The organism is Nonomuraea turcica, from assembly GCF_030718205.1.
Taxonomy (GTDB): Bacteria; Actinomycetota; Actinomycetes; order Streptosporangiales; family Streptosporangiaceae; genus Nonomuraea.
The window spans coordinates 65122-90798 of the sequence record NZ_JAUZQF010000036.1; the positions used below are offsets into that span (position 1 = coordinate 65122).

Sequence of the window (25677 nt, forward strand, 5' to 3'; positions counted from 1 at the left end):
GCCTCCAAGGCGGCCGTTGGGCCACTATGAGGTCGAGATGACAGGTCTCTCACCCGGCCCTACGGCGGGGCCGCGCGGTGCGAGAGAACCTTGGCGTGAAAGAGTGCGAATCACGGACGAGTGCTTCTGGAGGCAGGGGTGGCTGACGAGTTCGACGTCATCGTGGTCGGTGCTGGTCCCGCCGGCGAGAACGTCGTGGACCGGGCCGTACGCGGCGGCCTGACGGCGGCCGTCGTCGAGGAACGGCTGGCCGGTGGCGAATGCTCCTATTGGGCGTGCGTGCCGAGCAAGGCGCTGCTGCGGCCGATCGACCTGGCGGGCGAGGTGAGCCGCGTGCCCGGGCTCTCGCTCGGCGAGATCGACGTCGCGGCCGTGCTGGCCCACCGGGACGAGGCCGTCTCGCGGTACGACGACACCGGCCAGGTGGGGTGGATCGAGAGCGTGCCGGCCGAGTTCGTACGAGGCCGCGGCCGGCTCGACGGCCCCAAGCGGGTCCGGGTGACCACGGAAGACGGCGCCGAGCGGGTGCTGACCGCCAGGCAGGCCGTGGTGCTGGCCACCGGCAGCAGGGCGGCCGTGCCGCCGGTGCCGGGGTTGGCCGAGGCCGACCCGTGGACCAGTCACGAGGTGACCGCGGCCACCGCGATCCCGGAGCGGCTGGCCGTGCTCGGCGGCGGGGTGGTGGCCTGCGAGATGGCGCAGGCCATGCACGGGCTCGGCGCCCGGCAGACCACCGTGCTGGTCCGCGGCGGCGGGCTGCTGGGCAGGATGGAGCCGTTCGCGGGTGAGATGCTCGCCGAGTCGTTCGCGGAGGCCGGGATCGACGTGCGGACCCATACCGACGTGGTCAGGGTCGAGCGGCCCGAGCCCGGCGGGAAGGTGACAGTGCACCTGCCCGACGAGCCGCCGCTCGAGGCCGACGAGCTGCTGGTGGCCACCGGCCGCCGGCCCGCCACCCGCGACCTCGGGCTCGGCTCGGTGGGCCTGGCCGACGGCAAGTACGTCGAGGTGGACGACAGCATGCGGGCGACCGGCGTCCCCGAGGGCTGGCTGTACGCCGTGGGCGACGTCAACGGCCGCAACCTGCTCACTCACATGGGCAAGTACCAGGCCAGGCTCTGCGGCGACGTGATCGCGGCGCGGGCGCGCGGCGACGAGCTTCCCGCGATGCGCGACCTGGCCGACGGCTACGGCGCGCCGCAGGTGGTCTTCACCGACCCCCAGGTGTGCGCGGTGGGCCGCACCGAGGCGGCGGCCAGGGAAGAGGGCTTCCGCGTCCGCGTGGTGGACTACGACATGGGGCGGGTCACCGGGGCTTACCTGCTGGGCGACGGCTACCGCGGACGGGCCAGGGCCGTCGTGGACGAGGACAGGAAGGTGCTGCTCGGCGTCACGTTCGCCGGTCCGGGCGCGGCGGAGCTGCTGCACGCCGCCACGATCGCGGTCACTGCGGAGGTGCCGCTCGACCGGCTCTGGCATGCTGTGCCGTCGTTCCCGACGGTCAGCGAGGTGTGGCTGCGCCTGCTGGAGACGTACGGGCTGTAGGCCGATTCAGCAAGCCCCGCCTTCGTGCGAGGCGCGCCCGCCCGTCTGGATGACGATGGGCGGGCGGCTCGGTGCGGGGCTAGCGGATTCCCCCGACTGCATCATCAACTCCGCCACGGTCTCCTCGACGTTGTCGCGTAGTTCCACGTGCGACAGCAGGTCCGTCAGCCGCAGCACGGACAGCAGGTGATCGGAGGGCCTGACCAGGATGATCCGCCCGCTGTCCCCCTCCTCTTCCATGCGCTGCATCGCCATCGCCAGCACGCCGATGACGGAGGAGTCGTAGAAATCCAGGTCGGCCAGGTCGAACACGAGGACGGGCCCGTCCGACCAGTCCCACACGGCGTTGATGCAGGCGCTGAACCGGACCTGTCCCGCATGGTCGAGTTCACCGCTGGCACGCACGACAGTGCACTGGACATAGCGGGTCGTCTCGATGCGCAAGCCGTTCCTGCTCACGCCTTCTCCCCTGCCCTCAGAGCGGCGTTATCACAGGGTGATCACCCTTTTTCCCGGCCCATTAAGCCTCGCGGTGCCCCGGCTTACTAGTGCGAGGTGCCCGACTCCAGTGTGGGGATGACGCCCGGGACGGCCCCGACCATCACCAGCAGCGGCGACCGGGCGGGGCTGGGAAGCTCCAGCTCGGTGATGTTGCCCTGCACCCGCCGCTTGGCCCGGCCTATGTCGCCGTCCCTGACGCTGAGGATCCGCACCACCGTCGGCGCCGCCGACCGCATGAGCTTTCTGGTGGCGTGGCGCAACCAGCGCAGCTCGCTGTTGATGCGCCGCCACGTCGCGGGGATGACGCTGGCCGGCTCCGCTCTTGTGCCCAGCCGGAGTGTGATGAGGCCGCTCGACCCGAACGCGCCCGGCAGCACCGGATTGATCACGAACATGCCCGAGCGCAGCTGGCGTGCGCCCTGCTTGTTGATGTTCGCCAGGCCGCCGGCACTGACCAGCGAGTACACCTCGCAGCGGCATCCGTCGAGCGTGTCGGGGTCGAAGTCGGCCGGCGGCACCTCCTCGAACACGATCTTGTCGAGCCGCAGCCCCGCCACGCCGTCACGCATGAGGCGCCCGCCCACGATCTGGCGCAGCTCCTCGCTGACGCCGTCGCCCTCCATGATGTCGAGCGCCTCGATGCAGATCAGCCCGTCGTCGGGGATCTCCTCCGCCGGCAGGTCGAAGGCCACTTGGGCCTGCGCCCTCCGGCCACGCAGCAACACGCACTGGCGCAGCTGCCCCTGGGAGCGGATCTGGATCAGCCGCGGCAGCGAACTCACCGGCTCGGTGCTGCCGTTGTGCCAGTCGGTCACCGACCGCTCGTCCACCGACAACGACATCCGCACCCGCAGCGGGCGGCCCTGCGCGGCGATCTTGAAGCCGGCCAGCCCCGACGTCTCGAACCGGCCCACGATCTGCGTGCCCCGATGCAGCCGGTCGGTCACCTGCAACGCGGCGACCTGGCCGCTGAGCACGTGCGCGGGCGGTATCGCCGGAAGGACCATCTGGTCGAGATCGGTGGCGGATCCTGCGCTGCTCATCTCGTGCTCCTCACGGGGGTCAGAATGGTGGACAGCCCTGCCGGGTGATGGAAGTCGAAACGGGTGAGCAGGGGGTCACGCCGTTCCCACATGCGGTGGACCGCGCCGAAGAGCGGGTCGCCGTCGCGCTCGACGTACCGCAGGTTGACCCCCAGCACGCGCGCGTAGTCGTCGCCGTGTGCCCAGTGCGGCAGGAGCTGGGTGGGCACGTCGCCGCCGCAGCGGCGCATCCAGAGCCACAGGCGGGCGCGCTCGCGCTGCTCGGGGGTGAGGATGGTGTCGCCCTTGGCGTGCCTGGCGATGGACTCCTCCAGCAGCTGCCGGAGCTCGGACGGCGTGCGCGAGACGTGCGTGGCGCCGCACTCGGCCCCTTCGGACCAGCCTGCCTGGATGACGGGGATGCCGAAGGCCGGCAGCTCGATGTCGCCGAACGCGACGGCGACGTCGGTCAGGCTCCACAACATGTTCGTGGACAGCGTGTCGGCCACGTGCTTCATCCGGGCGTGGGCGCCACCGACCGGGTCGAGGAACAACCAGTTGGCCCACTCATCGGACGTGGCGTAGTGCGCCGTCGTCTCGAACAGCTCCGTGTCCTCGCCGGGCTTGTGGCCGAACACGGCGACCGTGGGCAGGCCGGGATCGAGCCCCAGCCGGGCGCAGCCGTAGCTACGCAGCTGGCGGCGTTCGGTGTCGGTGCGGACCTGGTAGCCGCACTTCGCCTGCCAAGCCGAACGTTCCACGCTGGGCCTGATCAGGTCGCGGTGCGGCCAGACGTACTGCTCGAAGAACGCGGCGACCTGGCCGGGCAGTTCCTCCTGGAAGGAGCTCGCCCCGTCCGCGGGGAACAACGCGTACGCCTGCAGCGTGCCTGTGCCGTTCACGTGCACGACCGGGATCTCCCTGGGCACGCCGCGGTCCACCCGGTCGGTGACCAGTGCGAGAGGCGGCGTCTCCGGCTGCAGGTCTCGAGCCGCCCCGAACACCTCGCCCAGCTGCCGCGCCTCCGTGTCGCCCAGCACGACCAGCCGCGCCGTGGCCGCCCCGCAGAGGGCCTTCGCGACCAGGAGCGTGCGTGCCACGGCTCTGATGTCCTGGTCGTACACCTCCGCCACGATGCATCTGTCACCGCTGGGGCTCTCTGCCCAGTGCGTACGAGCAGCGCCGAGCAGACGATCGAAGTGTCCGCCATCTCCGACACGACGCATGAGACCCTCCACCGAGGCCAGGAAGATATTCCCTGGTAGACGTTGCCAGAGCGGCGCGCCTCCGCCCCTGCCCTCACACGCTTCTTTGCCGACGCCTGACCGAAGCCGTGGCCGCCCCTGACAGGCGATCAACAAGATGTGTTGGAAATCACCACATCGAGGGCGAACAAACCGGCGCCCCGGGAGGTCCAAGCTTTTACATGGAGCACGCCATGGGCGGGTTTAGGATGCACCCTATTGCCCGAGATTGCTCTCGAGATCACTCCAGAAGGTGGGGAATTTTCGCATGGGTTCCCGTGTGTCGAGTATCGCGCGCCTGACCGCGGCCGCGGCAGCGGCCGGGGTGGTGGCCGCCGCCATCGCGCTGCCCGCGGTCGGAGGCACCGGAGCGATGTTCGTCTCGGCATCCGAGGACCTGGGCATCAAACCCGAGGAGCTCAAGGAGCCCCCGCCCGCGGAGAAGACCGAGATCCTCGACGCCAAGGGCAACCAGATCGCGCAGTTCTACGAGGAGTACCGCGAGAGCGTCACACTCGACAAGGTCGCCGACGTCATGAAGACGGCGATCATCTCCATCGAGGACTACCGCTTCTACGAGCACGGCGCGATCGATATCGAGGGCACCATCCGCGCCTTGGCCAAGAACCTCACCTCAGGCGGTATCGCCCAGGGCGGCTCGTCCATCACCCAGCAGTACGTCAAGCAGGTGCTGTACAACTCGGCGACCACCGAGGAGGAGAAGAAAGCGGCGGTCGAGAGCAGTTACGCGCGCAAGCTCAAGGAGCTGCGCTACGCGATGGCGGTCGAGGAGAAGTACACCAAGGACCAGATCCTGGAGAAGTACCTCAACATCGCCTACTTCGGCGCTAGCGCCTACGGGATAGAGGCGGCGGCCAAGCGCTTCTTCGGTGTGAGCGCGTCTGACCTGACCTTGGCACAGGCGGCGACCCTGGCCGGCGCCGTGCAGGACCCCAACGCGACGGACCCCAATCTGGGCAAGGAGCAGCGCGACCGGCTGCTCAAGCGGCGCAACCTCGTGCTAGACACGATGGCCAAACTGGGCAAGATCACGCCCGAGGAGGCCGCCGAGGCCAAGACCAAGAAGCTCGGCTACAAGGGCACCCCGCTCCCGGGCAACTGTGGGGCCAGCCAGTACCCGTATTTCTGCATGTACGTGCGCAACGAGATCCTCAGCAACCCCATCTTCGCCAAGACGGCCAAGGCCAGGAGCCGCTACCTCAACAGGGGCGGTCTGAAGATCCAGACCACGCTCGACCCCACGATGCAGAAGGCCGCCGAGAAGGCCATCAAGAAGTACGTGCACGCCTCCGACAACCCAGTGGCCTCCGAGGCGCTGGTCCAACCGGGCACGGGCCAGATCAAGGCCATGGCCGCCAGCCGCAAGTACGGCGACTCCAAGCGGAAGCACGAGATGTCATACAACGTCGTGGCCGACGCGGTGCACGGCGGCGGCACCGGCTTCCAGGCGGGCTCGACGTTCAAGACCTTCACCCTGCTCACCGCGCTCAAGCAGGGCATGAAGATCAACGACGGACTGTCCGTCGGCAGCGGCTACCGCGCCCCCTACTACTCCTCATTCAAGAACTGCGCGGGCAAGAGCATCGGCGACCCGACCCACACGGTCACCAACGCCGAGGGAGGCAGCGGCGGCTTCAAGTCGCTGGCCACCGGCACCTGGGGCTCGGTGAACACCTTCTTCGTCGCGCTGGAGCAGAAGGTGGGCCTGTGCAACGTGGTCAAGACGGCCAAGTCGCTGGGCATCAAGCGCTCCGACGGGCTGCCCCTGACGGAGTTCGAGACGTTCACGCTCGGCACCAACGAGATGGACCCGGTGACCGTGGCCAACGCGTATGCCGCCATCGGCGCGCGCGGCAAATACTGCGCGCCCATGGCCATTACCAAGATCACCGACCGTAACGGCAAGGTGACCAACTACGAGCCGAAGTGCAAGCAGGCGCTGGACCCCGAGGTCGCGGACGCCGCGTCGGACATCCTTTCCGGGGTGTTCACCAAGGGCACGATGCGCGGCGTCGGCGGCATCGGCCGTCCGGCCGCCGGCAAGACCGGCACCACGGACGACCAGGCCAGCGCCTGGTTCGCCGGGTTCACCCCGGACCTGGCGGGCGCGGTCAGCATCGGCGACCCGCGCGGCGCCACCGCCCACAAGCTCAACTACGTCACCATCGGCGGCCGCTACTACTCCAACGTCTTCGGCGCCTCGATCCCCGGTCCGATCTGGAAGGACACCATGATCGCCGCACTGAAGGACGTCCCGGCGACGGACTTCACGCCGGTGAACAGCGCCCGCTTCGGCGGCTGCGGCCAGAGCTGTGCGCCGGTGCAGCCCGAGGGCGAGGAGCCGGAGGCAGACGACGACAACCCCTTCGAGATTCGCGTCGGCGGGGAAGATGACTGATCATTCGGGGGATTTCCACCATCCGGATACGACAAATCGGACATGAAATAGAGCGCTGATCACCGTTGGCACAAAAACCTCTGATGGCTACCAGCGCCTCTAGCTCCGCAAATTCGGAGCGTGTCCGCACAATGGGACGCACTCCTTGCAAAGGCCCTATTAACAACGCCGAAACATTGGTACCTTGGGAGCGCTCCCAGCAACTTCCCGCGAGGTGCTCCATGACCGAGCAGCCCACACTGGCACAGGTGGCGGCCGCTGCAGGGGTTTCCCCCGCGACCGCATCCCGAGTCCTCACGGGCTCGGTGCGGGTCAGTACCTCGACCCGCCGCCAAGTCTACGACGCCGTCTCCCGCATGGGTTACGTCCGGCACCGGGCGCCCAGGGGAACGGCGGCCAAGACCATGGCCGATGGCGTCACGGCCGTGATCTGCGACCATCTGCCCCGTCTGTTCTCCGAGCCCTACTATGCCAGGCTCCTGTCCGCCGCGGGCGCCGTGATCGCCGAGCACGGCACCCATCTCCAGGTCACCACCGTCACCCCCACGTCGTCGACCCTGCCCGCGTTATCCGGCGCGGTGCTCATCATCGGCGCCAGGGAACGCCATCCCCTGGCGATCAAACTATCCACGTCGGGCGTCCCGGTGCGCAACATCGGCCGCCCGCCACACGACCTCAAGCTCCCGTACGCCGACGTCGACAACTACGACGGAGGCCGGCAGGCGGCCGAGCACTTCCTGCTCAGCGGCCGCAGGAACGTGGCCGCGATCGGCGGTCCACCGTCCTTGCCTGCCGCCCGCGACCGGCTGGACGGGCTGGTCCGCACCCTGCAGGCGGCCGGCGCGCCGGACGTGCCGGTGGCCTACGGCGACTTCACCGCCGCCTCGGGCACCCATGCTATGCAGTGGCTGCTGCGCCACGCTCCAGGATTGGACGCCGTGTTCGTCGCCTCGGACCTGATGGCGGCGGGCGCGATCCAGGCGCTGCGCAGGGCCGGGCGCAAGGTGCCCGCGGACGTCGCGGTGATCGGGTTCGACGATGCCCCGGTCGCCAAGCACACCGTCCCCGCGCTCACCACGATCCGCCAGCCCGTCGAGGAGCTCGCCACGGTCGCCACCCGGCTGCTCCTCACGGGAGCCGCGGGCATCGACCCTGTCCTCCCCACGGAACTGGTCGTCCGTGAGTCGGCTTGAGCCGGGGGAGGTGCTGGCTCGGCGGTATCTGCTGCTGGATCCGCTGGCCCGGGGGGGCATGTCGGTCATCTGGCGCGCCTTCGATCAGTCACTGCATCGGATGATCGCGCTCAAGGTGCTGACCGCGTCCTTGCACACCGATTGCGGCGAGCGGGTCAGCGTCCGCAGCGAGGCCCGCGCCGCCGCCCGATTCATCCACCCCGACACCATCGAGATCTACGACTACGGCGAGTGCGTCACCGCCAATGGCGCCGTCGCCGCCTACGTTGTGATGCCGCTGCTCGACGGCACACCGCTGGCCGAGCGCATCGAGGCGGGGCCGCTGCCGTGGCCCGAGGCGGCCGGCATCGCGCTGCGGCTGGCCCGGGTCCTCATGGCCGGGCACGCCCGCGGCCTGGTGCACCGGGACGTCACGGCCGAGAACGTGCTGCTCACCGCGGACGGGCCCAAGCTGCTCGACTTCGGCATCGCGGCCTGGGCGGGCGACCCGGAGGACGACCGGGGCACGCCGCCCTACGTCGCGCCGGAGCGCCTGCTCGGCGCGCCGACCCATCCGGCGGTCGACGTGTACGCCCTGGGTGTGCTGCTGCACACCATGCTCACGGGGCGGACGCCGTACCCGGAGACCACGTGGGAGGAGATCGAGGTCGCGAGCCGCACGTCTCCCCCGCCGCGGGTCCCCGGGGTGCCGCACGCGGTCGCCTCGCTCGGCCAGCGGTGTCTGGCGCACCGGCCGGAGGAGCGGCCCACGGCGGCGGACATCGTCGCCGAGCTGACCTCCGCGCTGGGCACGGCGACCCTCGGCCGGCAGCTCAAGCGCGGCTTGACGGTCGCGAGCTCCGCCGTGCTGACGCTCTCCGCTCTGCTGTGGTTCCAGCAGACGGGACTCCAGCAGCAGGGACTCCAGCTACCGGGGATGCGGCAGCAGGTGGACCAGGCCCTGGTGGAGCCGTCGGCATCCCCCACGGCCAGGTACATCGAGAGCAAGCCGGCCGCGGCAGTCACTGTTGACAAGGCGGTGGACGACTTCACGACCGTGCTGGAGGCCAGGACGCCGTGCGGCGCGACCGACGCCGACGTCGTGCTCGACCTCAAGCAGGTGCTGAACGGCACGGTGACGCCGCGGGGCCCGTACGAGACCACGACGGCCAACATCCGCAGGAAGTTGTCCGACCGCTGGCGGGAGGGCAGGCTCACACCCGCCTGCCTGAGCGAGCTCGAAGCCAGGCTGGACGACCTCGAATCCGCGCTCCAGCGCAATTGAAGGAGGGGTACGGCAGCACCAGCCGTACCCCTCCGATCGCGCGGCCCGTGCCCCTCGCTAAAGCACGCCCGCGCGGGCTTCATGCGCAGGTGTAGCCGCTGGGCGCCTGCGTGTTCCCCTCCGGCCTGCTCGCCTGGAAGCCGAAGCTCGTCGAGGCGTTCGGCGCCAGGGCGCCGTTGTGGCCGAGGTTTCTGGCGGTCACCGTGGAGCCGCTGACGGTGAGGGTCGCGTTCCACGAACCGGTGATCGTGTGCCCGGCCGGCAGCGTGAACGTGACGGTCCAGCCGCTCTTGGCCGAGGTCCCGGTGTTGGTGACGGTCACCGGCTGGACGACGTAGCCGTTGCTCCACGAGTTCTGGACGGCGCCGGTGGCCGTGCACCCTCCGCCGCCCCCGCCGGACAGGGTGGTCACCGTGGTGGCGGCCGACTCGGGCGAGAGGTTGTTGGCGGCGTCCCTGGCCCGCACCCGGTAGCGGTAGGTGGTGGCGGGGCTCAGTCCGGTGTCGGTGAACGACGTCGTGGAGCTGCTGCCGACCACGGCGAAGGTGTCTCCGGTCGCGCGCAGGACGTCGTAGCCGGTCACGCCGACGTTGTCGGTAGAGGCGGTCCAGGACAGGGTCGTGCCGGTCGAGGTGGTGCCCGTGGCGGCCGGCGTGCCGGGCGTGCTCGGCGGCGTGGTGTCGGTGCCGCCGCCCGTCGAGCCGAAGGAGAAGGAGTTGACCGCCAGGCCCGCGCCGCCGACCCAGGGCTCGAAGCCGGCCTGCACGCTGGTGAGGTACCACGAGCGCTGCGCGTAGCCGCGGCTGATCGCGTCGGCGTAGAAGGTGTTGATCGTGAAGTCGAGGGAGGTCGCCGGCGAGGTGCGGACGTAGGAGATCACGTTCCAGCCGATGTTGCCGTACCAGACCTGCCAGGTGCCGCCGGCCAGGGTGACGGTGCCGACCTGCGAGCCGACCGGCTGGACGGAGCCCTGCCTGTTGAGCCAGATCATGATCTCGGCGCCGGTGTTCTGGCCGTCGGTGCGCGGCGTGGGGTCGAACCAGATGTCGTAGGAGGCGTTGTAGGCGCCGGAGCTCGGATACGTCATGCTCACGGTGCTGCGCAGGGCGCCGAATCCGGAGGCACTGGCCTGCATGGGCAGGGTGCTGCCGGTGCTGCAGGTCGCGTAGTGGCAGCCCGCGTAGATCGCCGGGTACGCGGCCGGTGACCCGTTGGTCGGTTTGTTGTGCGCGGCCTGGGTGACCGTGAAGCCGCCGTTCTGGTTCACGTCGATGCACTGCGCGGTGTCGGCGCCCCAGATGTTGTTCATGACGACGTAGCGGCCGCCCTGGATGGTGGTCGAGGCGTACTTGTCGCACAGCACGGGGGCGGCCTGCGCCGGCGTGGCGAACAGGCACGTGGCGAATAACGCGATCAGGGAAAGGTAGACACGCCTCATGTCGATCCTCGGGCAATCTCTGGGAGCGCTCCCAATATGCCACCAAAGGCGCCTATCACCAAGATCGACTGAAAGTTTCACCGCGCGTTGTCGAAGGCACGCGCGGCGTGATTCAATCGCGCTGGCCGGGCGGGCTGGGTCGTGGGCAGGTTTCCTCTGTCGTCAGCACAAGGGAATCCCCATGAAATTATTCAAGTCGGCGGGGATCACCGCCGCACTGGTCCTGATCGCTTCTTTCCTCATGGTGCCCACGCAGGCACAGGCGCACGGCGTCTCGATGTTCCCCGGCGCCCGCACGTTCCTGTGCTGGCAGGACGGCCTGCGCGACAATGGCCAGATCATCCCCTACAACCCGGCCTGCGCGTCTGCCGTCCAGCAGAGCGGCACGACCCCCCTGTACAACTGGTTCGCGGTGCTGCGCTCCGACGGCGCGGGCCGGACGAACGGATTCATCCCCGACGGGCAGCTCTGCAGCGGCGGCACCGGCGGGCCCTACGACTTCACGGCCTACAACGCGGTCCGCTCCGACTGGCCGCTGACCCACTTGACCTCGGGCGCCACCATCCAGATGCGGCACAGCAACTGGGCCAGGCACCCCGGCGCGTTCAACTACTACATCACCAAGAACGGGTGGAACCCGGACGCACCGCTGAAGTGGTCTGACCTGGAGCCGTTCGGCAGCGTCACCAACCCGCCCGAGAGCGGCGGCGCCGGTGGTCTCAACTACTACTACTGGAACGCCCAGCTCCCGTCCGGCAAGTCCGGCCGGCACATCATCTTCACCCACTGGATCCGCTCGGACAGCAATGAGAACTTCTACAGCTGCTCCGACGTCACCTTCGACGGCGGCAACGGCGAGGTCACCGGGGTCGGCCCCAACGGCCAGACGCCCGGCCCCACCCCGACGGTGACCCCGACGACCCCCACGGGCGCCTGCACGGCGACGTGGAAGGCCACCGACACCGGCTGGGCCGGCCACTTCCAGGGTGAGGTGACCGTGCGCAACAACGGCACGAGCTCGCTGAACGGCTGGACGGTCAAGTGGACCTACGGCGGCGGGCAGGGCTTCGAAGGCAGCCCGTGGAACGGCGTGCTGACCGGGCAACCGCCCAACGTGACGGTCACGAACGCCAACTACAACGGCCAGCTGGCGCCGAACGGCACGACCACGTTCGGGTTCAACGCCACTGGCTCCGTCCCCAACCCCGCACCCACCTTGACCTGCACCAGCCCGTGATCAAAACGCGTCGCGGGCTAGTCGCGGCAATCGTCACCCTGGCCAGCCTGACCCTGGCCGGGGTGATGTTTTTTGCCGCCAGGCAGCCGTCGTCACAGTTGAAAGAAGAGCTCGCCGCGCAGGTGACCAAGATTCTCGAGGAGTCCTCGCCCGACGAGCACCACGCCCACGGGCACGCCTTCGAATCACGCGTCGTGTGCGCCGTGGAACCGTTCGGCACCGAGCCCGCGGACGCCCAGTCCCTCGTGGAGGTGACGTGGGTGTACGCCCGTCACATCTGCGCGATCACCGGCGAGAGCCCCGACTGGGCCGCCTCCGTGCGGGCCGGGGGCCCGATCGCCGTGAAGATCAGCATTCCGCCCCAGATACGCGTGCCCGAACCGGGCGCGGGTTATCCGGACCGAGTCAAGAACCTCATCCCCGAGCGCTATCACACACAGGCGTTCCAGGAGGAGTTCGACGACGACGCGGCCATCGAGGCCGCCCGCCAGCGGTTCTCACAGGCCAAATAGCCCCGTCCCCCCGCCACGCCCGCCCGCCACCGCACTTCGATGCCGCCCCTTGGGCAAGAGGACGACGGCCGGCGAGCGGGGACATGCGGAAACGAGGCCCGCAGGGGCGGACACAAACGGACGCGGCCGACTGGAGGAATCGGCCGCGTCCGTCCCATCCGGGCGGGGATGGTGTTCATTGGGCAGGGATATGGAGTTGTGGCCTCACCTCCTCATACGCAGCCGACGGCTGGGGTGTTCAGTTGGCACAGGCGTAGCCGGACGGCAGGGCCGTGTCGCCGTTCGGGCGGCCGGCCTGGAACCCGAAGCCGGTACTCGCGTTGGGGGCGAGCGTGCCGTTGTAGGTCAGGTTCTTGGCCGTCACGGTCTGGCCGCTGACCGTCAGCGCCGCGTTCCAGTAGCCGGTGATCGTGTGCCCGGCGGGCAGCGTGAACGTCACCGTCCAGCTGTTCTTGGTCGAGGAGCTGGTGTTGGTCACGGTCACCCCGGACACGTAGCCGGTGCTCCACTGGCTCTGCGCACTGCCGGTGGCCGTGCAGCCGCCGCCCGCGAGCGTGGTGAAGGACACGCTCGGCGACGGGTTCGACTGGTTGCCCGCCGCGTCCCTGGCCCGCACGTACACCTGGTACGCGGTGGCCGGGGACAGCCCGGTCAGCGTGATCGCGTTCGTGGCCGTGGCGCCGAGGTGCGTGCCGGTCGAGGTGTAGACGTCGTAGCCGGTCACGCCCACGTTGTCGGTGGAGGCGGTCCAGGTCAGCGAGGCGCCGGAGGCGGTGACGTTCGACGCCGACGGGGCGCCCGGCGTGCTCGGCGGGGTCGGGTCGCTTGTGCCGCCGCCATAGATCGACGCTTCCTTGGCGGTGGCGGCGATGCCGTTGGCGCCGTTGAACAGCCGCTGTCCCCAGGAGGTGAGCCGGGTGACGTCGAAGTTCGTCACCTGGTCGAGATACTCGACGCCGCCGCTGTTGCCGCTCCACGACCAGCCCAGGTAGCCGATGCCGCGGCTCACGGCCTGCGCCATGATCGTGTCCTCGTCCGGGTCGCCGTCGGAGTGGTTGAACCCGAACTCCCCGATCACCAGCGGCAGCCCGGCGGTCTTGAACGCGTCCAGGTACGCGGTGATCTCCGCGGCGGTGTCGTAGACGCCGTACATGTGGACGGAGAAGATCGTGTTCTTGTCGGGGTCGCTGTCGAAGACCGACCGCGCGTTGTCGCGCATCGTGCCTTGCCAGTCCTGGCCCCAGTTGGGCGCGTCCACCATGAGGGCGTGGTCGAAGCCGTTGTCACGCAGCTCCTGGATGGCGGCCTTGGTGCGGTCGGCCCAGCCGGGGGTGACTGCGTTGTTGCCGATCGGCTCGTTGCCGATGTTGACGATGATGTAGTCCTCCTGGCCGACCAGGGCGGACTTGACGCTGAGCCAGTAGTCGACGGCCTGGTCCAGGGTGTAGGCGCCGCTCTGCTCGCCGTACCCGGTGGTGTCGTGGTTCTCCAGGACGCAGATGAGCTTGTTCTGCTTGCACAGCTGGACGACGTTGGCCACGTCGGCGGCGTTGTTGGCGGTCCAGCGGCCGCCGCTGAGCACGACGCGAACGGTGTTGGCCCTCAGTGACTTGATGTCGGCGAACGCCTTGGTCTGACCGGCGTACCAGGTGTGCGCGTGGCTGGTGCCGCGCATCACGAACTCCTGGCCGTTGCCTTCCAGGATCTTCGTGCCGCTGACGTGGATGCCGGTGGCCGCGTTCGCGGCCGTCGCCGGCGCGACCACGAGGGCTGCCGCGACGGCCAGCGCGGTGAACAGTGACTTCATGCCGGACTTCATGAGGGAGGCCTTTCCCTGAGCCGTGGAACCGCCCCCGGCGCAAGGCGCGACGGGGGCGGGGTCCGCGTTCAGGCGGGGGTGCAGGTGATCGGGTCGGGGGTGGTGGCGGTGCCGCCGGCGATGAAGCCGAACGTGGCGGTGGCGTTGGGGGCGAGCGTGCCGTTCCAGGCCTCGTTTTTGACCGAGACGCTGGAGCCGGTCTGGGTGTGCTTGCCGCCCCACAGCTGGGTGATCTGGTTCTGGGACGTCCAGGCGACCGTCCAGCCGTTGATCGCCGAGGTGCTCGTGTTCTTCACGGTCACCTCGGCCTGGTAGCCGCCGCTCCAGGAGCTCGTCACCTTGAACGCCGCCGTGCAGCCGCCCGGAGGCGGTGGCTCGTCCGTGGTGGTGAACGGCGTGCCGTCCGACGGCGCCGAGGCGTTGCCTGCCGCGTCCCGCGCCACCACGGAGGCGGTGTAGGACGTGGCAGGGGTGAGCCCGCTCAGGTCGAAGGAGGCGCTCGTGGCCGTGCCTACCTTGGTGGACCCCAGGTAGACGTCATAACCCGTCACGCCCACGTTGTCCGTGGAGGCCGTCCAGCTGAGCTTCGCGGTGGAGCCCGTGATCCCGGAGACCGCGGGCTTGCCCGGCTTGCTGGGCGGGGTGTCGTCCTCTACCTCCGGACCCGGGGGCTCACCCCAGATCTTGGTGGCGCCGCTGTAGAGGGTGATGTTCTGGGTCCGCGCCGGCGTCGCGCCGGGCGTCGTGGGGATGTCGCGGTACGACCAGTCGTTGGCCGGGTCCCACGTGCCTGCGCTGCTGATCCTGAACTGCACCTCCCTGCGGTGTTGCGACTGCCCGGCCGGGGCGATGGCCTGCCCTGAGCAGTCGATGCTGACGTAATACGTGCTGCCGCCTGCCGAGTGCAGCGTGGGAGCCTTGCACTGCGTGTACGCCGACGACACGCTGATCTGCGAGGCCGTCGTCGTGCCGTCGAGCGTGAAGTAGTAGCGGAACGAGCCGTCGTTCAGCACCCTGGCCGGCCAGGCCGACTGGTTGCGGACGATGGCCTTGATCTCGGTGAAGTTGCTCCCCGAGGCGTTCACGCCCGCCTCGACGAAGATCTCCGGACCGTCCGGGGTCTCCTCGACCGGGAAGTTCGCCGCCGGGGCGCCGCCGTACTCCTTGTAGAGCCTGGCCACGGCGCTGGTGAAGCCGGCGTTGTAGTCGGTGGCGACCTCGTTCATGACGTAGTCGTCACGCTTGTCGGTGTAGGCGTCGTTCGGGTCAGGCGGGCCGCCGACGAGCGCGCCGTACAGCGTGTGGCGGGTCTGCTCGGGGTTGGTGATCTGGTCGGTCCACGAGCCGTGCGCCGTGCGGTGATGCGGGTTCTTCGGCGAGTTGGCGCCGAAGCCGATCAGGTAGGAGGAGTTGCGCGGGTTGTCGCCGAGCGCGTAGTTGATCTGCCGTACCGCGAAGTCGTGGTAGCGGGCCTTGCGCGTGGCGTCGGTGATCGAGTCGCTGTGCACGAGCGCCGCGAACGAGGTGTTGGCCGCGTAGCGCAGCGAGCCCCACCGGTCGAGCACGGCCTGGCCGCCCGGCGAATACTTGACCTGCGAGCCGTTGACGCCGACCGTCCACCAGTCGAGCCAGCGGTTGGCGTCGTCCAGATACTGCTGCTTGCCGGTCAGCTTGTGCAGCAACACGTACGCGCCGTACGACTTGTCGTCCCAGGCGATCGTCCACTTGTACGACTTCGTCGTGGACTGTGGCTCGGTGCCGAGGTTGGCGTAGCCGCTCTCGGCCTTGGCCAGGTAGGAGGCGTCGTTCGTGGCCCGGTAGAGCCAGATCGCGCCCCACACCAGCTCGTCGTTGAAGCCGCTCCAGGAGTTGTAGTAGCCCTGCGCGTCGGTGATGCAGTCGCTGTACTTCTTCCTGACGGTGTCGGCGAAGGAGTACAGCTGCTTGGCGTGCGTCACCAGCGTGTCGGCATAGGTCGGGTTCGTCGGGCGGAAGACGATCGACGAGGCCGCCATCGCCGCCGCCGTCTCCCCCGCCAGGTCCGACCCGCCGCAGGACGCGTCGATCTTGTACGCCGGCCGGTTCATCTGCATCGCCTCGGCCGGGCCCCACCAAGCGTGGTCCGTGCCGCCGTTGCCGACCTGCCCGTAGAGCACATTGGCCGACGGGTGGGCCTTGATGAAGTAGTCGTTGACGAACTTGAGGTTGTTGAGCAGGTGGGTGAGCTGGCCGGAGCTCGCGTAGGCGTCGCGGTACTCCACCGCGCCCCAGGCCAGCATGGTGGCGGAGAACGCCATCGGGAAGCCGAACTTGACGTGGTCACCGGCGTCGTACCAGCCGCCCGTGAGGTCCACGCCGACGTCCTTGCCGTCGTTCATGCCCGAGTCGCCGCGCCAGGAGACGCGGTTCCAGTCGGGCAGCGCGCCCGACTGCTGGGCCTCGTAGAACCACAGCGACTTCTGCAGCGCCTCGCCGTAGGCGAAGGCGGGTGCGGCGTGGGCCGCCGGCCCCACCCCTGTCACCAGGGGTAGGACCAGCGACGCCGCAGCGATCAAAGCTGCTTTTCTCACGGGAAGAGCCGCCCGTACTCGGCGAGTGCGACGGCCACGTCGACCTGCGCCCAGAACCGGTGGTAGTTGAAGGTGGGGGCCGGGCCGGTGCCCTTCAGGTAGGCGTCGACCTTCGGCCAGTCGGGGTCGTTCTTGTAGAAGGACCGGATCGAGATGAACGTGGAGTTGGAGTTGATGGGGTCGCCGTTCGGCATCTCACCGCTCCAGCCCGACGGCACGTACACCGGGTCGTCGATGCGGCCGTAGTCGGTCTTGGTCTCCGGCACCGACACGCCCTTGGCATCGCGGTTCTTCCAGACGCCGTCGAGCAGCGCCTTGGCGGTGTCCCGCGCCTCGGCGTGGTTCGCCCTGGCCGCGTAGTACATCAGGGCCTTGGCGTAGGAGCCGGCGACGCCCACGTCCTGGGTGTGGTCCACGACGGTCACGTGCAGGCCGGGGTTGGCCGGCGGCATGCCGGAGGTGGCGTTGAAGTCACCGGCGGGCTGGCCGGTCCACCGCAGCGTGGAGGGCATCTGGTAGGTGCCGTCCGCGTTGATCGTGGTGTTGTCCAGCGCCCAGGTGACCCACTTGTCGAGGATGGCCTTGGCGTCGGCGTTGCCGGTGACGTTGTAGAGCTCGGCCACCCGCTCCATGCTCCACGCCTGGAAGCCGAACCACTGGTTCGACGGCGGGTCGTGGTAGACGGGCTGCCAGTCGTAGGCCATGCCGTGGAACTTCGGCAGGCCGCTCGGCGGGGCGCTGTAGTTGCCGTTCCAGCTGTTGGTCGCGCCACCGGCGATGGCGCCCTCGTCGGACTGCAGCCACTTGTAGAACTGCAGCTGGCGGGTCAGGCTGGTGCTCCAGTCGGTCGCGCCGGTCGTGCTCTTGGGCTTGAGCTCGGTCACGTTCGACAGGGCCCAGGCCGCGAACGGGTTCTGGTAACCGGAGTGGTTGTGGCTGGAGCCGATGCGCCACGCCCATCCGGCGCTGGAGTCGGTCGCCCCACCCCAGGCGTAGTACCAGTTGAGCAGGTAGGCGGCGGAGTCCTTCCCGGTGCCGACCGCACAGGAGGGGCTGGTGCAGCCGGGCTTCTTGAAGTACTTGTCGTACATCGCGTAGCGCAGGTAGTCACCCATCTTGGCGGCCTTGGCCACCGTCGCGGAGATCTCCGAGCCCTTGTTCTGCGCCTTGGCCCAGGTGTTCGCCCAGTACGCCACCTGCACCGCGCGCGCGTCGGCGTCAGGAGCGTTGGTGTACTTCCACTGCTTGGCGTAGGAGCCGTCCTTGATGAACAGGTCCAGGTAGCCGTTGGTCCCGCCGTGGGCGAAGGTGTCGCAGGACGGCTGCGGAATCGTCTCGAAGACCGACTCCTCCGGGCCGCGCTGGTAGGTGTTGATGTAGGCGGGCTTGGTCGTGCCGTCGCCGCAGCGGCCGAAGCCGTAGGTGTTGTCGACGTCCAGCAGCCAGTGCATGCCGTAGATGTCGCGGGTGTTGTACGCAGTCTGCAGCTCGCTCGCCAGCGGGTCGACGCCCACCGGGACGCTGGAGTCGATCGGCGAGGGGTAGTTGCTGATCGCGTTGTGCTCGGCCGCGTACGTGGCCGGCTTCGAGGCGTTGTAGAAGGAGTTCGTCGGCTGGTCGGCGGTGGCCGGGATGATGTACTTCTCCATCGAGGCCCACGCGGTGTTGAACTTCGACCAGTCGCCGGTGACCTGCCCGTACGTCGCCTCCAGCCACAGGTAGTAGCTGTAGGCCTCGGACGTGGTCTCGTGCCCGTGGTCCGGCGCCTCGACCATGAAGGTCTCGACCGAGTGGTACGGCACGCCCTCGGGCGAGAAGTAACCGTTGGCCGGGTCGTGGAGCTCGTTGTAGAGCTCGACGAAGCGCTTGACGTACTCGTTGTCGCCGCCCAGGTCGTCGTCCGCTTCGCTGGCGGTGACGTCGATCGGGTCATAGCCCGGAGCGCTGAACCTGATCACGGCCGAGCCACTGGTCGTGTCGCTGTCGTTGGCCGCGTTGAGCGGGACGCTCTGCGCGGTGTTCCAGTTGGACGGCGTGAAGGTCCTGGTGGCGGGTGCGGGGACGGTGATGTCGGCGTCGCCGCTGGCCCGCGCGACGGAGACGGCCACGTTCGCCGAGGGCGCCTGTGACAGCTTCACCGTGACGCTGGCGCTTCCCGCCTCCGGCACGGAGATCGTCGTCGGGCTCACCACGAGGGCGGGGCCCGTGTCCGCGGAGACCGTGATGCCGACCGGATCCGAGGTCTTGGTCGCGCCTCCGTTGTCGGTGGCCTTGGCGGTGATCGAGTAGCTGCCGGCCGCGACGTTCGTCCAGTTGTAGCTGTACGGCGCCGAGGTGTCGGTGCCCAGCAGCGTGGAGCCCTGGTAGAAGTCGACCTTCGAGACCGTGCCGTCAGAGTCGGCCGCGTTGGCGGCGATCGGCACGGTGGCCGGCGCGGTGAACGTCTGCCCGGCGGTCGGTGAGGTCAGCGACACGGTGGGCGCGACGTTGTTGCCGCTCCCGCCGCAGGTGACGCCGTTGACGCTGAACGTCTCGGGGTTGGGGTTGGTGCCCGTCCAGGTGCCGTTGAAGCCCATCGTCGTGGAGGCCCCGGTGCCGAGACTGCCGTTCCACGGCATGTTCGTGCCGGTCATGCGCGTGCCGGACTGGGTCCAGTTCGCGCCCCAGCCGCTCGGCGTGTACTTCTGGCCGGTGGTCGGGAAGTCAAAGGCCAGCGACCACGAGGTGATCGGGTCGCCGGTGTTCTTCAACGTGATGTTCGCGGTGAAACCGCCCTGACCAGGGCTGCTCGTCCACGAGTTGGCAGAGTAGGTCACGTCGCACGACACGGCGGCCTGGGCGGGTGCGGCCGCCACGGCCGTGGTCGCGCCCGCGACGAGGACGAGGGTCGTGGCCACGGCGAGCCGTCTCGTCACGCGCGATAAGAACGCGGGAGGTCTGTACTTCACGGGATCTCCATGGGAGTAGGGGTGTGGGAGCGCTCCCAAACGGGATTGTGGGGGCCGTCCGGCGTATGTCAACGAAATGGCATTGCGGTAACCGCCGTATTTCCTCTCACCAGGCTGCCGGGGATGAAAGTTTCATCGGCGTTCCGGGGTATTCAACGAGCATGCGGGGCGTTGGACACCTCCGCGAAAGCCGGCCTCTGTACAGCGCCTCGCGTCCGGCTCACCATGGGAGCGCTCCCAGCCATCTAACAGCGCACTGGAGATGATCGCTCGTGAGACTCGAACGCGGCCTTCGCAAATGGGCCGTGACCATGACCGCCGCGAGTGTCGCGGCCTTAGGACTCGTCGTCGGCCAGAGCACGGCCGCGAACGCCGCGGTCGCCTGCGACGTGACCTACTCTGCCAACTCGTGGACGAGCAGCCCTGGTCAGGGCGGTTTCACCGCGAACATCACGTTGAAGAACACCGGCGACCCCATAACGTCATGGTCACTGGCCTTTGACTACCCGACCACCGGCCAGAAGTACACGCCGACCGGCTGGGGTGCGAACTGGACCCAGTCCGGAACCCGCGTGACCGGCACCAACATGCCCTACAACGGCAGCCTCGGCACCGGCGCCTCCGTGTCCGTCGGCTTCAACGGCACGTGGACGGGCACCAACCCGAACCCGGAGACGTTCAGCGTCAACGGCGTCACCTGCGGCGGCACCCAGACGACCCCGTCGGTGGTGTTGTCGGCCAGCTCGGTCGCGGTCAACGAGGGCGGCACCGCGACGTTCACCGCCAGGCTGTCGTCCGCGCCGGCCGCGAACGTGACCGTCTCCACCGCGCGGACCAGCGGTGACACGGACCTGACCGTCAGCTCCGGCGGGTCGCTGACCTTCTCGCCGTCCAACTGGAACACCCCGCAGACGGTCACCCTGGCCGCCGCGCAGGACTCCGACACGACCGCGGGCACGGCGGCCTTCAGCGTCGGCGGCAACGGCGTCACCGGCGCCACGGTCAACGCCACCGAGGTGGACGACGACTCCGTCCAGGAGCAGTCGATCATCGTGACGCCGACCGCGGTGACCGTGCCCGAGGGCTCGACCGCCACGTACACGGTGAAGCTGGCCACCCAGCCCTCCTCGAACGTGACCGTCACCTCGGCGGCCGGCACCGGCGACACCAACATCACCATCTCCTCCGGCGCCAGCCTCACGTTCAGCCCCACGACGTGGAACACCGCGCAGACGGTGACCCTGGCCGCCGCGCAGGACACCGACACCACCAACGGCAGCCGGCCCATCACGGTCTCCTCCACCGGGCTGACCTCGCAGACCGTCACCGCCACCGAGGCCGATGACGACGGCGTCACCAACCCGACTCACGTCGAGAACCCGTACGCCGGCGCCACCGGCTACGTGAACCCGAACTGGTCCGCCAAGGCGGCCGCGGAGCCGGGCGGCTCCGCCGTGGCCAACACCTCCACGGCCGTGTGGATGGACCGCATCGCCGCCATCGCCGGCTCCTCCTCGGCCATGGGCCTGCGCGCCCACCTGGACGAGGCGGTCAGGCAGGACGCCGCCAACGGCTCCGCGCCGCTGGCGATCCAGGTCGTCGTCTACAACCTGCCCAACCGCGACTGCTCGGCGCTGGCCTCCAGCGGTGAGCTCCTCATCGCCCAGGACGGGTTCAACCGCTACAAGAGCGAGTACATCGACCCCATCGCGGCCATCTTCCGCGACTCCAAGTACGCCAACCTGCGCATCGTCGCGATCATCGAGCCCGACTCGCTGCCGAACCTGGTCACCAACATCAACTCCTTCGAGAAGTGCCGCGAGGCCAACGGCCCCGGCGGCTACGTCGACGGCGTCAGGTACACGCTGAACCAGCTCGAGCCCATCACCAACGTCTACTCCTACATCGACGCCGCTCACCACGCGTGGCTCGGCTGGGACTCGAACTTCCAGCCTGCCGTCGACCTCTTCTACAACACCGTCTCCGGCACCACCGCCGGGGTGGACAGCGTGGACGGCTTCATCGTCAACACCGCCAACTACTCCATCACCACCGAGCCGCACTTCACCATCAACACCCAGGTGGGCAACCAGTCGGTCCGGGCGTCGAACTGGGTGGACTGGAACTACTACATCGACGAGCGGACCTTCGCGACGGAGCTGCGTAACCGGCTGATCGCCAAGGGCTTCCGTTCCGGGCTCGGCATGCTGATCGACACCTCGCGCAACGGCTGGGGCGGCAGCGCCCGCCCGACCGCGCCGAGCACCTCGACGGAGCTCAACCCGTTCGTCGACCAGTCGCGCGCCGACCGCCGTATCCACGCCGGCAACTGGTGCAACCAGAACGGCGCGGGCCTGGGGGCGCGGCCCACCGCCAGCCCCGCCGCCGGCTTCGACGCCTACGTCTGGATCAAGCCTCCGGGCGAGTCCGACGGCGCCAGCAGGGACATCCCGAACGACGAGGGCAAGAAGTTCGACCGGATGTGCGACCCGACCTACACCGGCAACAACCTCAACAAGAACAACATGTCAGGCGCGCTGCCCGACGCGCCGTTGTCCGGACAGTGGTTCTCCGCGCAGTTCCGCCAGCTGCTGGCGAACGCCTACCCGCCGGTCAACTGAGGACCTGGCCGGGCTGAGGAGCCCCGAGCCTCCTCAGCCCGGCCGGAGGGGCCTGCCTGACCCAGGTCCCTCACCAACCGGAGGGGCCCGCCTGACCCGGGTCCCTCGGCTTCCTGAAGGGGCCGGGTCGATGCGACCCGGCCCCTTCTCGTCAGTGTGCCCGGCGCCACTCCGACACGATCTGCTCGGCTGTGTCTATGGTCGCGCTCGCACGGGGCTCCGCTGGTCACGCAAGCTACCGCTCTCCGCCCCAGGCTCGCCGCTCCAAAAGGGCACCAGGTTGAGCGGCGGCCCGGACAATCCCGTCCTGATCGCCTCGCGGATCTTGTGGTTGACGTCCTCGATGATCTGCCGCGCCTCGGCCTCCAACCGCGCCCCGCGCGCCTCGGCCAGCGCTTGCTCGGCCTCCTTGCGCAGCGCCAGCGTCGGCGGCAGCGGCATCGTGAGCCCTTCGCTCTCCACCTTCTGCTTGATCCACCACATGTCGTCGTGCGGCCGGTCCAGCCCCGGCAGGGGCTTGCCCGCCCCCGGCAGATCGTCGAACTCCCCGCGCTCCATCGCCTCGCGGATCTGCCGGTCGACCCAGGTCTCGAACGGTACGCCGGGCGGCTTGCGCTCTGTCACATCAACTCCCACGTCAGGCCAGGTTGTGACTCGGTGCGAGCGGGCCGCGCCAGCCGAGCACGGCCTCGGTCATGCGTACGGAGTCCACGGCTGCGGGCACGTCGTGGACACGCAGGATGCGGGCACCCTTGACGATGGAGACGACGTTGACGGCGGTCGTGCCGTCCTTCCGCTCCCCCTGGGGACGGTCGAGCGTCTCCCCGATGAAGTCCTTGTTGGACAGCGCCACCAGCGTCGGGTAACCGATCGAGGTGATCTCCTCCAGCCGGCGCGTCAGCTCCAGGGAATGAAAGGTGTTCTTGTTGAGGTCGTGCCCGGGATCAATGATGATCTTCTCGGGGGCGATGCCCGCCTTGAGCGCGAACGCGACCCGCTCGCGCAGGAAGTCGGCCACCTCCGCGACCACGTCGGCATAGCTCGGCCGGAACACCCGTCGCCCAGGCCCGCCGAGGCTGTGGGTGACCACCACGCTCACGCCGGCCGCCGCGGCGACCTCGGCGATGCCGGGCTCGCGCAGGCCGTTGGTGTCGTTGATGACGTCGGCGCCGGCCTCGATCGCCGCCTGCGCCACCTCGGGGCGGTGGGTGTCCACCGAGATCACGGCGTCCGTCACGGCCCTGACCTCGGCGATCACCGGGGCGACGCGCTCGATCTCCTCCGCCGTGCCGATCTGCGCCTGAGCGGCGCTGAAGGCGAACCCGCCGATGTCCACCCAGTCGGCCCCGTCGTCCACGGCCTTCTTCGCGGCCGCCACGGCGCCGTCCAGCGCGTAGGTCCGGCCCTGGTCGTGAAAGGAGTTGGGGGTCCGGTTGACGATGGCCATGATGGCGACCTGGCGCTCGAAATCGAACTCCCGCCGCCCGATGCGCCGGACCGGAGAGATGATCCCGGGGGAAAGCTGCTCGCCGCTCACGCTGCGAGCCTACCTGGCGCAGGAGCAGGTCAGTCAGGCGGTGAAGCGGCCCGGCGGGTGGCCGCCGACGGAGACCCTGATCCGCCTCATGCGCTGGCGCATGCTGAAGTCGCGCCCCCGCGGCAGCTGCATGGTGAGCCGGACCGTGGTGCCGCGCGGACCGGTGTGGAAGTCCGCCGTGTCGCACAAACGGCGGATGAGATAGATCCCTCTCCCCGAATAGCTGCGCTCGGACGGCCGGAACTGGCCGTCCACGTAGCCGCCGGGGATGCCCGACCCTCGATCGATCGTCTCCGAGCGGATGACGCCGTTCACCGTCCACAGCTTGAAGTACCCGTGCCCGCCCGCATGCTCGACGGCGTTGACGACGCTCTCGTGCACGGCCAGGACGAAGTCATCCAGCCTCGGCCCGTTCAGCCCGCACTTCTCGGCGAGCTCGGCCACCGCACGGCGCAGCTTCGTGACGTCCTGGAGCGTGAAGGGCAGGGTCAATAGGGTGCGCATGGCAGGCTCCTCCAACCTGGCCTGAGTCCGCGCAGAACCCGAGGACGCGGCGCCCCCGGAACGAGAATCGAAGTGGAGGACCTGATTAAAGGCGGCCCGTGAAGAGGAGTCCATGGCGTCCCTTCCGCGTCATTCCGACACCAGGCCACGCCTCTGGACCTCGAATGGTCCACCCCTTCCCAAGGAAAGTGGCATTACACTCGGCCACCTTTTTACCGGCGACTTTTTTCAGCTATTCCTACGGGCGTCCGCCGATGCCGGTGGCGAGCTCCTTGAGCCGGTCGACCGGGCCCGCGTCCGGCGCGAGCGGGGCGGTGTCCATGCCCGCCCCGTCGTGCAGGCCGTCGATCAGCTCCCGCACGGCCTCGAACGACGAGCGCGCCGGCGTCCAGCCCAGCACATCCCTGGCACGTTCCACTTTCATGACCGGGAGCCGCAGGAGCATGTCGAGCAGGCCCGGCGCGGCGGGCAGCAGCCTCATGTGCCACCCTGCCGCCACGGCCGCCCTGGCCAGGCCCCGCGGCACCGGCACCGTACGGGTGTCGAGCAGCTTGGCCAAGTCGTGCGGGTACAGCACAGGCTCGGCGGCGATGTTGAACGCGCCCTTCACCGGCCGCGTGACGGCCAGCCGGTAGGCCTCGGCGACGTCCCCGGCATGCACCACCTGCAGCCGCAGCCCGGAAATGTCCGGGACGAACGGGATGCGCCCCGGCCGGACCAGCCGCCGCGGCACGAACGGCCCGGCGAACAGTCTGCGTTGCTCGGTCGCGGCCACCCGCTGGAAGACGAACCCCGGCCGCATCCGCACCACCCGGATGCCGGGGTGATCATGCTCGAAGACGTCGAGCACCCGCTCCACGTACGCCTTCTCCCGTCCGTACGCGGCGCCCGGCCAGCCGTGCGTGGGCCAGCTCTCGTCCACCGGACGGTCCTTGGGCCCCGGCGAGTACGCCCCCACGGACGAGGCGTGGATCAGCGCGGACACCCCCGCCTCCGCCGCGGCGCGGAAGACCCGCATGCTGCCGAGCACGTTCGCCCGCCAGGTCGTCGCCGGATCCCTGGTCGGCTGGAACAACCACGCCAGGTGCACCACGACGTCCGCGCCGTCGAAGATCCGCGTCAGGTCGGCGGAGACCACGTCGGCCTGCCGCCAGTCGGTGCGGTCGACCCGCCACCCGGGCATCCGGCGCGCGACGCCCACGATCGAGGTCACGTTAACGTCCCCGGCCAGCGCACGTACCACACTGGTGCCGACGTTCCCGGTAGCACCAACCACAACGACTCTCATGCCGCCACGCTGCCC

Annotated in this window: 18 protein-coding genes; 7 read left to right on the plus strand and 11 right to left on the minus strand. The window is 69.1% G+C overall.

Annotation, left to right across the window (positions count from 1 at the left end; all coding sequences use genetic code 11):
- Positions 1 to 138 precede the first annotated feature (138 nt).
- Positions 139 to 1545, plus strand: coding sequence for a dihydrolipoyl dehydrogenase family protein (locus Q9G87_RS53320; RefSeq protein WP_305924375.1), 1407 nt, complete (start codon positions 139 to 141; stop codon positions 1543 to 1545).
- Between the two features lie 6 nt (positions 1546 to 1551).
- Here the strand turns inward: Q9G87_RS53320 and Q9G87_RS53325 are convergent, their stop codons facing one another.
- The 3 genes from Q9G87_RS53325 to Q9G87_RS53335 all read right to left on the minus strand — a co-directional run bounded on the left by Q9G87_RS53325 (position 1552) and on the right by Q9G87_RS53335 (position 4294).
- Positions 1552 to 2004 (minus strand): STAS domain-containing protein, encoded by a 453-nt coding sequence (locus Q9G87_RS53325; protein ID WP_305924376.1) that lies wholly within the window; start codon positions 2002 to 2004, stop codon positions 1552 to 1554.
- An 86-nt stretch (positions 2005 to 2090) separates the two neighbouring features.
- Entirely contained in the window at positions 2091 to 3089 is a 999-nt protein-coding gene (locus Q9G87_RS53330) for a hypothetical protein (protein ID WP_305924377.1), read from the minus strand.
- Positions 3086 to 4294, minus strand: a complete 1209-nt coding sequence (locus Q9G87_RS53335) for a hypothetical protein (RefSeq protein ID WP_305924378.1) — start codon at positions 4292 to 4294, stop codon at positions 3086 to 3088. Before Q9G87_RS53335 ends, Q9G87_RS53330 begins: the two co-directional genes overlap by 4 nt.
- 298 nt (positions 4295 to 4592) lie before the next feature.
- Between Q9G87_RS53335 and Q9G87_RS53340 the strand changes: the two genes are divergently transcribed.
- The 3 genes from Q9G87_RS53340 to Q9G87_RS53350 all read left to right on the plus strand — a co-directional run bounded on the left by Q9G87_RS53340 (position 4593) and on the right by Q9G87_RS53350 (position 9188).
- Positions 4593 to 6731: a transglycosylase domain-containing protein gene (locus tag Q9G87_RS53340; RefSeq protein ID WP_371825973.1), complete on the plus strand. Its 2139-nt coding sequence runs from the start codon at positions 4593 to 4595 to the stop codon at positions 6729 to 6731.
- A 221-nt stretch (positions 6732 to 6952) separates the two neighbouring features.
- Positions 6953 to 7924 (plus strand): LacI family DNA-binding transcriptional regulator, encoded by a 972-nt coding sequence (locus Q9G87_RS53345; protein ID WP_305924380.1) that lies wholly within the window; start codon positions 6953 to 6955, stop codon positions 7922 to 7924.
- Positions 7911 to 9188 (plus strand): serine/threonine-protein kinase, encoded by a 1278-nt coding sequence (locus Q9G87_RS53350; RefSeq protein ID WP_305924381.1) that lies wholly within the window; start codon positions 7911 to 7913, stop codon positions 9186 to 9188. Before Q9G87_RS53345 ends, Q9G87_RS53350 begins: the two co-directional genes overlap by 14 nt.
- 79 nt (positions 9189 to 9267) lie before the next feature.
- Here the strand turns inward: Q9G87_RS53350 and Q9G87_RS53355 are convergent, their stop codons facing one another.
- A complete protein-coding gene (locus Q9G87_RS53355) occupies positions 9268 to 10626 on the minus strand; it encodes a GH12 family glycosyl hydrolase domain-containing protein (RefSeq protein ID WP_305924382.1) in 1359 nt (452 codons plus the stop codon).
- Positions 10627 to 10807: 181 nt separating this feature from the next.
- Here Q9G87_RS53355 and Q9G87_RS53360 point away from each other — a divergent pair, with 181 nt between their 5' ends.
- Together Q9G87_RS53360 and Q9G87_RS53365 are read left to right on the plus strand one after the other, a co-directional pair.
- On the plus strand, positions 10808 to 11863 hold the full coding sequence (locus Q9G87_RS53360) for a lytic polysaccharide monooxygenase (protein ID WP_305924383.1): 1056 nt from the start codon (positions 10808 to 10810) through the stop codon (positions 11861 to 11863).
- The gene (locus Q9G87_RS53365; RefSeq protein WP_305924384.1) at positions 11860 to 12375 is read left to right on the plus strand and encodes a hypothetical protein; all 516 of its coding nucleotides are present in this window, start codon (positions 11860 to 11862) and stop codon (positions 12373 to 12375) included. The genes Q9G87_RS53360 and Q9G87_RS53365 overlap by 4 nt, the downstream gene beginning before the upstream one ends.
- Before the next feature lie 238 nt (positions 12376 to 12613).
- On the opposite strand, the gene Q9G87_RS53370 is transcribed toward Q9G87_RS53365, so the two are convergent.
- The 3 genes from Q9G87_RS53370 to Q9G87_RS53380 all read right to left on the minus strand — a co-directional run bounded on the left by Q9G87_RS53370 (position 12614) and on the right by Q9G87_RS53380 (position 19712).
- Entirely contained in the window at positions 12614 to 14182 is a 1569-nt protein-coding gene (locus Q9G87_RS53370; RefSeq protein WP_305924385.1) for a cellulase family glycosylhydrolase, read from the minus strand.
- A gap of 80 nt (positions 14183 to 14262) precedes the next feature.
- Positions 14263 to 16818, minus strand: coding sequence for a glycoside hydrolase family 9 protein (locus Q9G87_RS53375; protein ID WP_371825976.1), 2556 nt, complete (start codon positions 16816 to 16818; stop codon positions 14263 to 14265).
- Positions 16761 to 19712 carry a glycoside hydrolase family 48 protein gene (locus Q9G87_RS53380; RefSeq protein ID WP_305924387.1) on the minus strand — a complete coding sequence of 984 codons (2952 nt, stop codon included), beginning with the start codon at positions 19710 to 19712 and terminating at the stop codon, positions 16761 to 16763. The genes Q9G87_RS53375 and Q9G87_RS53380 overlap by 58 nt, the downstream gene beginning before the upstream one ends.
- 311 nt (positions 19713 to 20023) lie before the next feature.
- On the opposite strand from Q9G87_RS53380, the gene Q9G87_RS61130 reads away from it, so the two are divergent.
- Complete coding sequence (locus Q9G87_RS61130; RefSeq protein ID WP_452452487.1) at positions 20024 to 22333, plus strand: glycoside hydrolase family 6 protein; 2310 nt, start codon at positions 20024 to 20026, stop codon at positions 22331 to 22333.
- 195 nt (positions 22334 to 22528) lie between these two features.
- Here Q9G87_RS61130 and Q9G87_RS53395 read toward each other — a convergent pair whose 3' ends face one another.
- From Q9G87_RS53395 to Q9G87_RS53410, 4 genes are all read right to left on the minus strand, one after another.
- Positions 22529 to 22957: a DnaJ family domain-containing protein gene (locus tag Q9G87_RS53395; RefSeq protein WP_305924388.1), complete on the minus strand. Its 429-nt coding sequence runs from the start codon at positions 22955 to 22957 to the stop codon at positions 22529 to 22531.
- A gap of 13 nt (positions 22958 to 22970) precedes the next feature.
- The gene (gene folP, locus Q9G87_RS53400; RefSeq protein ID WP_305924389.1) at positions 22971 to 23870 is read right to left on the minus strand and encodes a dihydropteroate synthase; all 900 of its coding nucleotides are present in this window, start codon (positions 23868 to 23870) and stop codon (positions 22971 to 22973) included.
- A 33-nt stretch (positions 23871 to 23903) separates the two neighbouring features.
- The gene (locus Q9G87_RS53405; RefSeq protein ID WP_305924390.1) at positions 23904 to 24374 is read right to left on the minus strand and encodes an ATP-binding protein; all 471 of its coding nucleotides are present in this window, start codon (positions 24372 to 24374) and stop codon (positions 23904 to 23906) included.
- Positions 24375 to 24612: 238 nt separating this feature from the next.
- A complete protein-coding gene (locus Q9G87_RS53410; RefSeq protein ID WP_305924391.1) occupies positions 24613 to 25662 on the minus strand; it encodes an NAD-dependent epimerase/dehydratase family protein in 1050 nt (349 codons plus the stop codon).
- Positions 25663 to 25677 lie beyond the last annotated feature (15 nt).